The sequence below is a fragment of the Bacillus sp. S10(2024) genome, from assembly GCF_050473865.1.
Taxonomy (GTDB): Bacteria; Bacillota; Bacilli; order Bacillales; family Bacillaceae_G; genus Bacillus_A.
Genome location: NZ_JBFLUR010000002.1, coordinates 4,205,419 through 4,217,258, shown reverse-complemented (window position 1 = coordinate 4,217,258; position 11,840 = coordinate 4,205,419). Strand labels below are relative to the sequence as shown.

9 protein-coding genes and 1 pseudogene are annotated in these 11,840 nt (G+C 34.0%); 5 read left to right on the top strand and 5 right to left on the bottom strand.

The features are described from left to right. Window positions 1-50: 50 nt before the first annotated feature. Together AB1280_RS21440 and AB1280_RS21435 are read right to left on the bottom strand one after the other, a co-directional pair. Window positions 51-968, bottom strand: a complete 918-nt coding sequence (locus AB1280_RS21440) for an ABC transporter permease subunit (RefSeq protein WP_429756932.1) — start codon at window positions 966-968, stop codon at window positions 51-53. Further along, window positions 961-1,863, bottom strand: coding sequence for an ABC transporter permease subunit (locus AB1280_RS21435; RefSeq protein WP_429756931.1), 903 nt, complete (start codon window positions 1,861-1,863; stop codon window positions 961-963). Before AB1280_RS21435 ends, AB1280_RS21440 begins: the two co-directional genes overlap by 8 nt. A gap of 138 nt (window positions 1,864-2,001) precedes the next feature. On the opposite strand from AB1280_RS21435, the gene hpt reads away from it, so the two are divergent. Together hpt and fliB are read left to right on the top strand one after the other, a co-directional pair. Further along, a complete protein-coding gene (gene hpt / locus AB1280_RS21430; protein WP_272188666.1) occupies window positions 2,002-2,532 on the top strand; it encodes a hypoxanthine phosphoribosyltransferase in 531 nt (176 codons plus the stop codon). A 198-nt stretch (window positions 2,533-2,730) separates the two neighbouring features. Further along, window positions 2,731-3,978, top strand: coding sequence for a flagellin lysine-N-methylase (gene fliB / locus AB1280_RS21425; RefSeq protein WP_429756930.1), 1,248 nt, complete (start codon window positions 2,731-2,733; stop codon window positions 3,976-3,978). Window positions 3,979-4,185: 207 nt separating this feature from the next. On the opposite strand, the gene AB1280_RS21420 is transcribed toward fliB, so the two are convergent. From AB1280_RS21420 to AB1280_RS21410, 3 genes and pseudogenes are all read right to left on the bottom strand, one after another. After that, window positions 4,186-6,132, bottom strand: coding sequence for an FtsX-like permease family protein (locus AB1280_RS21420; RefSeq protein ID WP_429756929.1), 1,947 nt, complete (start codon window positions 6,130-6,132; stop codon window positions 4,186-4,188). Continuing rightward, window positions 6,119-6,889, bottom strand: coding sequence for an ABC transporter ATP-binding protein (locus AB1280_RS21415; protein ID WP_429756928.1), 771 nt, complete (start codon window positions 6,887-6,889; stop codon window positions 6,119-6,121). The genes AB1280_RS21420 and AB1280_RS21415 overlap by 14 nt, the downstream gene beginning before the upstream one ends. A gap of 491 nt (window positions 6,890-7,380) precedes the next feature. Further along, window positions 7,381-7,782 (bottom strand): annotated as a pseudogene (locus AB1280_RS21410) (SdpI family protein); the annotation flags it as partial. A 154-nt stretch (window positions 7,783-7,936) separates the two neighbouring features. Here AB1280_RS21410 and AB1280_RS21405 point away from each other — a divergent pair. The 3 genes from AB1280_RS21405 (at window position 7,937) to AB1280_RS21395 (ending at window position 11,803) form a co-directional block, all read left to right on the top strand. Continuing rightward, window positions 7,937-8,632: a response regulator transcription factor gene (locus AB1280_RS21405; protein ID WP_272188670.1), complete on the top strand. Its 696-nt coding sequence runs from the start codon at window positions 7,937-7,939 to the stop codon at window positions 8,630-8,632. Window positions 8,633-8,635: 3 nt separating this feature from the next. Then, window positions 8,636-9,640: a sensor histidine kinase gene (locus AB1280_RS21400; RefSeq protein ID WP_429756927.1), complete on the top strand. Its 1,005-nt coding sequence runs from the start codon at window positions 8,636-8,638 to the stop codon at window positions 9,638-9,640. A gap of 192 nt (window positions 9,641-9,832) precedes the next feature. Beyond that, the gene (locus tag AB1280_RS21395; protein ID WP_429756926.1) at window positions 9,833-11,803 is read left to right on the top strand and encodes an FtsX-like permease family protein; all 1,971 of its coding nucleotides are present in this window, start codon (window positions 9,833-9,835) and stop codon (window positions 11,801-11,803) included. Window positions 11,804-11,840: the final 37 nt, after the last annotated feature.

Sequence of the window (11,840 nt, the reverse complement as noted above, 5' to 3'; positions counted from 1 at the left end):
ATTTTTGTAAGAATTATAATATCAAATAAAAATATATAAATATAAAAATTTCATTTACAATCTTTCTCAAACTGCAATTCCTTATACCCATTCACAATTTTCGTCATACAAAATAATAAAATCATATAAAACAGAACTGGAATCATAATAATTCTCGGTTCAATCATGAGCTCTACATAATAATAACTAATCAAATTCGACCACTCATTTAAATATGGAAAATACAAGTTAAATTGGTCGTGCGTTTGTCCGGAAACAATCTTCGTTCCTCCAAGAAACAACTTAAAAATAGACAAATGCAACATAAGAAGGAGCACTTGTACCATTTGTTCTCCCACTTGAAAGATAATTTGTGGGCTTAGTGCCTTAATCATATGCGTTCGAAATACATGCCCTTTACTTCCTCCCAATAAGAATGAGCTTTGCACATAATCCTTCTGCCAAATCTGCTGAACTTCTTGCTGAAATAATCGCGTTAAACTCGGAAGGGCAACGAGAATGAACACGGCAATTTGTATATATAATAATTGGACATTTGTAACAACCTGCTCCGTCCGTATTTCATATATGACAAAAGGAGTGAGTAAGAAAAAACAAAAGATTGTTTGCGGAAATAGTTGCAAATTCATCAAAAAGTGATGGAAGAAAATTAATTTTCGCTTCACATGACTCATAAAAAAACCAATGCACAGCGATACAATAACTCTTACGACGGCAACAAATAGTGCAATTAAAATCGTGTATTTTGCCCCGTCCATTACCTTATAAAATAAATCTTCCCCTCTTCGATCTGTTCCGAACCAATACTCACGAGATGGAGAAAATGGTGCAGCTTCTACAAGTGTGTCATTTTCATCATAACGATATTGCTTCACTGCAGGTTCATGCTTTACATATGGCAGAAAAAAACTGATAAGAAGCAAAAGAAAAACAATGGTAACAAATATAATATGGAAGTGCCTACGCATACAATTTCTCCTTTCGCCATTGTAGAAATAGAACGACTCCATAAATAGGTACGATAAAAAGCAAAAGCAAATACACAATGACCGCTGGATCTTGACCACTCATTATAATGGACAATATCCCATTTGCATGAAACAGATATTCAAAAATGAACAAGTTTGTCACGAGAATTAACAATATATATTGCACGTGATTCATAACAGAAACGATAACATTCCGAAAAATATGTCTACACAAAATATACATTTCACTAAAACCTCGTGCCTTTGCGAAGGTAACATACTCTTGCTTTCGTTCCTCGCCGATAAGTAATAGTTGCAGTTGAAATAATGAGATAGTCGGTAAAACAGATAGAATGAGGATTGGTAGTACGATGGATGGATTTTGTTCTGTAGAAATTGGATTTAATGCTAAAAAGTCTATATTTCGATACACACTTATAATAAGAAGCTGAATAAAGAAAATAAAAAAGACATCCGGAACTGTCTTCAAAATGGATACAAACCCTTCTATTATTATACGAATGTTTCTTGGTAGCATAGCAACTCCTACACTACTGATAACTGCAAACAAAACAGATACAACGAATGCGCCGAAAATAAGCCCAATCGAATATATATAAGGCTTTATTACAACAGGAAAGAGCGGGTATTCCCTTTTCTGCATCACAAATACTTCTACATTATCTGGAATGGCTCGTACTTGCGTTCCAATTGTCATCTTTAACTGCGCAGGGTGCAATATCGAAGAGAAAACATTTATAATTTGCGAGAGGAACGGTTTCACATGAAATCCAACATCTCTTCCATCTACAAATAATGTTGGTAAACATACTAACAGAGTAAATGTCACTAGAAGCAAACAAATATGAACAAGAGTCACTAGAAGTTTCCGCATAGTCCACCTGCCTTTTTACTCTATTATATTCTTAATATTATGTGTATTCTATTTAAAGTAAGTACTCTTTTTTGACTTTTCCACCTCAATCCTTTACAGTCAAACTGTTCATAAGTTTTACAACGTAGGAGGCTTTCGATGGATATTCAAATAAAAGACACTTTAATCTCACAAGAACAGCTGCAAGAAAAAGTAAAAGAATTAGCGCTGCAAATCGAACGTGATTTTGAAGGAGAAGAAATTTTTGTTATTGCTGTGTTAAAAGGTTCTTTCGTATTTGCAGCAGATTTAATTCGCCATATTAAAAATGATGTAACAATTGACTTCATTTCGGCATCTAGCTATGGAAACCAAACAACAACAACTGGAAAAGTAAAATTATTAAAAGATATCGATGTAAATATTACTGGTAAAAACGTAATCGTAGTAGAAGATATTATCGATTCTGGTTTAACACTTCACTTCTTAAAAGACCATTTCTTAATGCATAAACCAAAAACGTTAAAATTCTGTACGCTTCTTGATAAACCAGAACGCCGTAAAGTTGACTTAACAGCGGAATATGTTGGCTTCGTAATCCCAGATGAATTTATCGTTGGTTACGGCATTGACTGTGCTGAGAAATATCGTAACTTACCGTTTATTGCATCAGTTGCAACAGATAAGTAATAAGACATACATACTTAGCAAAAAACGAGGTTGTCCCAAAAGTAAGGCTTTTGAGCAGCCTCGTCTTTTCATATTAATAAAAAAACGCCCTTTTTTCCGTCCAAAATATTGACTCAAATCCAATGTTGATAATCCTTATTTCTTAATATACAATTATTATATAATTATTAGTTTATTGTAACTAAGGAGACAAATACCATGACACTTACTAACACAAAAAATAGACCGCTGCTTGTTCCCCAATATATGCAACAATTCTCTTGTATAGGATCAGAGTGTGAAGATTCTTGTTGTATTGGGTGGAGAGTAACTGTTGATGAAGACACGTATAAAAAATACAAAAAATCTCGTGATTTAGAATTAAAGCCGCTTTTCAAAAATAAGGTAACAAGACAACGTTCAAATCCTTCTTCTGAGTCTTACGCTAAAATTCAAATGGAGGATGGAAGAAGATGTTCCTTCCTATCTGAAGAGAATCTTTGCAGAGTTCAATTAAAATTAGGAGAAGAGTATTTATCTAATACTTGTACAGTCTATCCTCGCTCTATTAATAGTATTAACGGCATAATTGAGAAATCAGCCACTATGTCATGTCCTGAAGCTGCACGTTTAGCTCTTTTGAATCCAAATGGAATTGATTTTGCTGAGATAGAAGAACCAGCTAATACTCGTGGATCTATTACAAACAGTTTAAAAACAGATGGCCTGAAAATCGATAATACACCCCAAAAATTTTTTTGGGAATTACGTGTTTTTTCTATTCAAGTTATTCAGGACCGTTCTTATACGCTAGCGGAGCGTCTTATCATTTTGGGAATGTTCTATCAAAAGGTACAGAAACACATCGATCAAGATGATGTTCATGGCATTCCAAATGTCATTGCTGATTTCACCAACTGGATGTCTAATCAAGGAATGAAAGAGTCACTTGACAATATACCTACTCAATTAGCTGTGCAAATGGCATTGTGTAAAGATTTAGTGGGCTATCGTACTAACCAATCTATCTCAAGTCAACGATACCGCGACTGTTTAGATGAAATGTTAAAAGGTATTCAATATACAGAGGAAGCAACTATTGAAGAACTTACAACGTACTATAAAAAGGCCTATGAAGAATTTTACGAACCATTTATGACAGAACATGAGTACATTTTAGAAAACTACCTAGTCAATTATATATTTAAAAATTTATTCCCGTTTGGACAAAAAACGCTTTTTGATAATTATGTGATGCTAATCATTCACTATTCAATGATAAAACTTCATTTAATCGGCATGGCAGGCTTTCATAAAGGACTAACGACAGATTTAGTGATTAAACTTATCCAATCTTTCGCAAAAACAGTTGAGCATAACACTGCTTATCTAAAAGGAGTACTCAATTTACTGAAAGAAAATGAATTTACAACAATGCCTTATATGTCAATTTTAGTGAAGAATTAGGCAGAAAATCCAGATAAACACTTTGATTTATATCAGCATTATCTAAAAATGTACGCCGCTACTTCAATCATCGGAGTAGCGGCTATCTTTATTTTTCAGGAGAAAAAATGATGTAGTTGGACTGGTTTATAGGAGGTTTTTTATATTGAAGGCGAGAAAAAGGCTATCTCCAAAAGGCTAGACCTTTTGTGACAACCTCTTTTTCTACTACTCCCCGCTTACAATCTTAAAATACGAACGAACCGTTAAGAAGTAATAACCAATATAAATTATACTGTACACACCGATGCTCATTAATAACGGAATTAAAATTTCAAACGACAATAAGTTTGATAATCCTTTTAGTGCAAATAAGCTATGCAGAATGCCAACCACTAATGGAATCGCAAAAATAAAGAAGATTTGCTTTGAAATTGCTTTCTTCATTTCTTGCTTTGTTACTCCAATTTTACGAAGAACAATGTAGCGATCACGGTCTGCATTTGCTTCCGTTAACTGTTTGAAGTAAATGATAGACCCTGTTGCCAGTAAAAATACAAGCCCTAAGAAAACACCGATGAACATCATCATACCCGTTGCTTCCATTCCGCTTTTAAACCCTGTATAGAAATCTCTAAAGACCGGTGCCGCTTCAGACTCTCTTGGCATAATCTTTACTAGCTTCTTCGTTAATACTTTACTGTCTTTCTCATTTTTCACATTAATATTTTTAACAACTCTTGTTTCAGCTGTCTTTTTCGCTTGCTCGTATACGTCATCTGGCACAACAACAACTAATTCCCCTAAATTCGTAACATTAAGACCTTCAGCATCTTTAATTGTTAATGTCTTCGTTTCATTCCCAATAGGAAACACTGCTTTGTTTCCTTTATATGCTGTACTAAACTCGTGTCCTTCGATATACATACCATCAAATACAAATGCTTCTCTAGCAGTTAAACTTACCGTATCCACATCCATTTTTTTCGCAATTATATTAAAGGCAGATTGCGACACAAGTTGATATCTTTCTGTCATCATATAATGAGAATTCATACTTATATCTGCTTTTTTGCCTGTAAATTTCCCTTTCACCGGTACCATTTCAATTTCAAATTGCGCTGTAATCGGGTTGTATTTCTTCTCTTCTGTGAATATTGCATTCACCTTTCGTTCGAAAGTGGCATCTTTTTTCTCATAAGAAAAACTATACGGAGCAAGATCCTTCGCCTGAGTAAATGTATTATAATACGTCGTAACAGATGTACCAACAGCCGTTAATGTTACCGCGCTCAAAATAGCAATTGTCGCCAAAGATTTTGCATTTCCTTTCATGCGGTATAAAAGCTGAGATGTAGTTACCATATTCATTCCGTTATAAAAGGATGATTTATGATTCCTTGCTCTTCTTAAAACAACAACTGTAAAGAACATAAATAATAAATACGTACCTATTACAGTCGCAAATAAAATATAAAATGCAGTCATCATAAAGTCTACATATTTAATAACTTTCGTAAACAGAAGTGATAAGAAATATCCAGAACCAATTAAGAATACAGCGATACATGCGATAATAGTAGATCCTTTCGGCATTCCTTCCCCTTCACGTTCAGCGCGAAACAGTTCAATCAGTTTAAAGCGATAAATTAAACGATATCCTTGCAGCGATGTATATAAAATAATAACAAAGAAAATAACAGCCGTATTCATAATCGCCGCTAGTGGCACCTCAAAATGAACTTGTAAATCGAGTCCCATTAAGTCTACTAATAATTCAAGGAATAACTTAGACAGTAAGCTGCCAATTACAATCCCAATTATTAGCGACATTAACCCCATTAACATATTTTCATAAAACAGCATTCTCCCAATTTGGCGTTTACGAATTCCGAGTAAAGAATATAAACCAACCTCTTTTTTTCGTTTACGTGTAAAGAAACCATTGGAATAAATAATAAATACCGCTACGAAAATAATAAGCATCACGCTAGAAACTTCGAAGGCACCGCTAATTTTCTTTGATCCTTCCGCTGCTTTTTCCATTTGCGTATTATATTGAAGCGATGCAAAGGTAAAGTAAATGACGATACTAAAAATCATCGACATAAAATATAAAGCATAATCTTTAAAGTTACGCTTTATATTGCGAAGGGCAATACTAGATAACGTCATCTACTGCACCTCCAGAGATTGTAGACATTACGTCTAATACCCGCCCAAAAAATTGCTTACGCGTTACTTCTCCTCTGTGCAGTTCTTTATATAACTCACCATCTTTAATAAAAATAACGCGTTTACAATAACTTGCGGCAAACGCATCATGTGTAACCATTAAAATTGTCGATTGATCGTATTCATTTAATGCTTTCAAACTCTCTAATAAATCAGTTGCAGACTTAGAATCTAGCGCACCCGTTGGCTCATCCCCAAAAATCATACTTGGATTTGTAACAATCGCACGAGAAGCTGCACAGCGCTGTTTTTGCCCACCAGATACTTGGTATGGATATTGCTCTAAAATATGATCAATGCCAAATTTTTTCGCGATTTCAAGAACGCGGCGGTCAATTTCGCTTGCCTTAACTTTTGATAATGCCAGTGGAAGTGCAATATTTTCTCTCACTGTTAACGTATCTAATAAATTATAATCTTGGAAAATAAATCCCAAATGATCACGACGGAACAACGCTAATTTATCATCATTCATTTTCACAATATCATTTCCATCAATTAAAATTTCACCGTTCGTTGCATTATCAATTGTAGAAAGAACATTTAATAACGTTGTTTTTCCTGATCCAGACGGCCCCATAATTCCAACGAACTCGCCTTCTTTCACTTGCAAGTTAATGCCTTTTAACGCTTCGTATGTATTTCCACCAGTATTATATACTTTTCTAATATCCTTAGCGTCTAACACTGTCTTCATTACTATATCCCTCGCTTTATCTTATCTCATCATTACTGTTGCCACGATTACACTTCCTTACACAATTAGAATTGTTATATAAGAAACCTTATCTTTATAAAAATTATATTAGAATTCTTTTCCGAAGTATCTTGTTACTATAACATTCCCAACAATAGCGGACTATCTATTTCTCTTACATAAACCTTACATTTATGTAAGGTTTAAAAAAGCCACTCTTCCAAATGGAAAAGTGGCTTTTTTCTTTTGTCTTTTTTCATAAATTTTGTTGTTATTTAAACAAAATATAATAAATAGATTACTAATATAAAATCCATATTTTAAACATGTCTCATTTATAATTATTTTAATATAATTTTTATGCTATATATTAAGAAAAGCACTATATCAGAACCTTCTTCTTATTTCTTTATTAGTACCCATACAAGTTCTCTACTATTTACACTTTGCAGATAATTACATACAAAAACAAGGAAAACTGATTTTTCCGACTATCCTCTCATCTCTTTCTGATAAGCGAGATAAGAATACAGCATTGTGACTACCACACCACCAAAAACAACGGTTAGTATAATATATGTTCTCCAAGTAACAAGCGCAAGAATACTTCCGCACATAATAATCCCCAAAACGATAAATACTTTTCCGCTAAAACGATGGGTTTTGCGCCATACTTCTTCATTGCTTAATGTCCATGGAGTACGAATGCCAATGAAATAGTTTGGTTTACATTGCGGTAAATAGTTTCCTATCACTAAAAATAAAATACCAACAAGCAATCCTGAAAAATGATTTATCGGTAAATCATAGCCCAGTCCAGTTGCAATAACATCCATATTTCCAATAAACAATACCAAGAGGACACTGTACATGATCATCGTAAAACTTTTCGACATTTAAGTCGCTGAAATATTTGATTCCCTCTAAAAGAAAGGAGGTTTTTATGGCGTTTCTTAAACTTGTATATATAATAAGGATTGACATAATGAAAACGAAGAAAACAAATGTTACACTATATATACACAAAGTTAGAGGAGGCATGTACGTATGTACAAGATTTTAATTGTAGAAGACGATCCAAGTATTTCATCTTTGCTGCAATCTCATATTCAAAAATACGGTTACGAGGCAGTTGTTGCAGATAACTTTGATGATATTATGGCTTCATTTAATCATACAAAACCACATCTTGTTTTATTGGATGTAAATTTACCGAAGTTTGATGGTTTCTACTGGTGCCGTCAAATTCGCCACGAATCCACTTGTCCAATTGTTTTCATTTCTGCTCGCGCTGGTGAAATGGAGCAAATTATGGCGATTGAAAGCGGTGCTGATGATTATATTACTAAGCCGTTTCATTATGATGTTGTAATGGCAAAAATTAAAGGTCAATTACGCCGCATCTACGGCGACTATGCACCGAGTATGACAGAGCGCATCGTTGAAGTGGAAGGATTACAACTATATCCTGAACGACCAGAGCTCCACTATAAAAATGAGCATGTATTGCTCACCAAAAAAGAAGCAATTCTAGCAGAGATGCTTGTTTCTAAACATCCGCGCACAGCAAACAGAGAAGATTTGTTATCTGCACTTTGGGATGATGAAAGCTTTGTCGAAGAAAATACATTAAACGTAAATATTACGCGGCTTCGTAAAAAGTTCACTGAGCTTGGAATTGAAAATGCAATCGAGACTGTACGCGGCTTAGGCTATCGGTTAAACGCAACTTGGAGTGAATAGAGAATGAAGTTATTTTTACGTGATCATATTGGCTATTTTCTTCTTTATATTTTAAACTTTGGTGTTATCTTCGTTTTGTATGATACCGTTGATGGATTTAAAAACAATAAATTTTATTTTATTGTGCTAAGTATGTATCTATTCATTTGTTTTCTCACTTACCGCTACGTTCGAAATCGCAGATTATATAACCGACTAAGTGAACTTCCTGACAAAATAGAGGATGCGTTCATTGAGCGAGCAACTGCCCCTATGCCGCATGGTGTAAATGAGCTTGTTCGTACACAATATCGTCTGTTTCAAAAAGACTTACAAGCATATGAAGTAAAACAGCAAGAGCATCAACTGTTTATTAACCAATGGGTACATCAAATGAAAACGCCCGTTTCTGTTATGCAACTCATGGTATCTGAAATGGAAGATGAGCATCTTATTCCGAAATTTAAACAAGAGCTAGAAAAATTAAATCAAGGACTAGATATGGCATTATATATGGCACGGTTAAATAATTTCCATGAAGACTTTCATGTAGAAACGATTTCATTAAAAGATGCAGTCACAAAAAATATAAATAGCTTAAAAGAGTTATTTATTCGAAACGGTGTCTTTCCTGTTTTAGAAGTGCATTCTGATTTAATGGTTACTTCTGATGCAAAGTGGCTAAAATTCATTATTTATCAGTTAATGACAAATGCGGTTCGCTATTCAGGGGAAAGAGGAAAAAAAGTATTCTTATCTGCTGCTCAAAGCGGGAAAGATATTATTTTAGAAGTGCGCGATGAAGGTGTCGGCATTCCGCAAGAAGATATTCGTCGTGTATTTGAACCATTTTATACAGGAAAAAATGGTCGAATGTTTGGAGAGTCTACCGGCATGGGCTTATATATTGTGAGTAAAATTTGCTCTTATTTAGGTCATTCTGTCAAACTAGATTCTGAGGTTGGTAAAGGGACAAGTATCAAAATTATTTTCTATAATGCTGCCCTAAACAAATCAGATAAAGATTAACTTATAGAATGCTCTAAAACTCTCATTGCTTAAAGGTTTTAAACAATGAGAGAAAGCCATTTTTTGATTTGCATAGCAGTAACTTATATGTTTAAAAATGAAAATGGATTTATGACAAAGTGTATGAGGAACCCTTTCCTCATGCACTTTTGCAACATATAAGAATGATTTTAAGACTGAGAGGATAAAAATATGACATTTTGGCAATTTGCATTTAAGAACGTAACACGTAACTCCCGTGCTTATTTTGCCTACTTTTTAAGCAGTTCCTTTTCCATTACAATTTTCTTTTCATTTGCCGTGTATTTATTTCATCCTCGTTTACAAAATGCTGACACAACTTCCGGTATCGACACCTTAATGGGTGTATCTGAGGCTGTTATTGTATTCTTTTCATTTTTCTTTTTACTCTATTCTACCGGCACGTTCTTAAAGGTTCGAAAAAAACAATTTGGCGTTTTAACTGTTTTAGGTATATCAAAGAAGCAATTAAAACGACTCATTTTTATTGAAAATATGTTAATTGGCATTCTTTCCATTTTTGTTGGCATTCAACTTGGAATTGTATTTTCGCAATTTTTCTTATTAGTTACAGCAAAAATTACGCACATGCCCGGATTATATTTATATTTTCCAAAAGGTGCAATTCTGTTAACAACATCAACTTTTCTTGGACTCTTTATCTTCGTATCAGCTTTCACTCCTGTTTTAATTCGAACGAGAAAAGCTGTACGTCTTTTAAAAGAAGGAAAAATAAATCAAAAGGAAAAGAAACCATCCATCATCATTTCCTTGTTCGGTATTTTATGCTTACTGTCTGGATACATGCTAGCAATATGTCCAAAGTACTTTATATCGCTAGGTGATACGATTGGTGTACTATACATTATCTCTAGTATTTTTGTCATTCCAACACTTGTGACTGTTGGGACATACTTTTTCTTTTCACAAACTAGTTTTCTGCTCATTCATATATTGAAAAGAAGACGGAAATTTTATATGAAACGAATTAATATGCTGTGGATTTCTGACTTAGCAAGCCGTATTCGTACAAATATTAATATGCTCTTTGTCGTAACGATGTTGTCTACTCTTGCCTTTACGATGATTACTTTCATCTATGGATTTGGTAAATTCACAAAGGCACAAATTGTGAAAGATAACCCCTTTCCATTCACTTATCTTTCTTATGATGCCAATCCAATTGCTTCGCATCATATCGACTGGTTAGAACAGCAGCTAAAAAACGAGAAGTTTGAATACAACAAAATAAAAGTAGACTTGTATGGTGTATCATTACAAAAAGAAACAAATTCTCTCTATGGAGATGAAGTGTATGTATTAAAACAAAGTGATTATAATCAGTTAGCTACTGCACTACACTATAAACAGATTTTCTTGAAAGATGATGAAACATATATACTACCCGGGCACTCTTATGAATTGATGTTTGGTAAATTGGAACCATCATCCCAAAAACAGCCGATTATCCTTTCGCCAAATCCCTTGAAATTACACGTGCAAGGTGTTGGTGATAAAAATGTGATACCCACTGGAATTGTTCCAAATGTACTCGTCTTATCCGACAATACGGTACACTCGCTATCACACGCTATGAAACATATGGCGTTATACAATTTCCAAGTGCAAAATTGGGAAAATACATACACAATCGCAGCTACATTCATCAAAAAGCTTTATGCGGACCGCAAACAAATTCATTCTGAAGAACGTTTATATGAAGCTTTTGAAGGAAGCAATACACTATATGAAACGAAACTCCAAAATGCTTCCTTTTTCTTTATTGGGACGTTCCTTGGCGTTATCTTCTTTATCGGGGCCGGAAGTGTGCTTTACTTCCGGATGTATACGGATTTAACAAATGAACAAGACAAATATATTACGATTACAAAAATTGGCTTAACAGAATCAGAAATGAAACGGTCGGCTACCATTCAGCTTGCTATCTTATTTTTTGTGCCATATATAATGGCTTCCATCCATACGATGTTTGCCGCAAAAATGTGGAAAGGCGTAATAAACCTATCCTTGTTTACTGAGGTTAGCGTTGTTCTGATCATTTTTGGAACAGTTGAAATTCTCTTTTTCCTTTTAATTCGTTCATTATATATGCAAAAATTGTCCCAGCATATTAAACTATAAACAGATATATATATATAAATATAAAAAATAAATACCT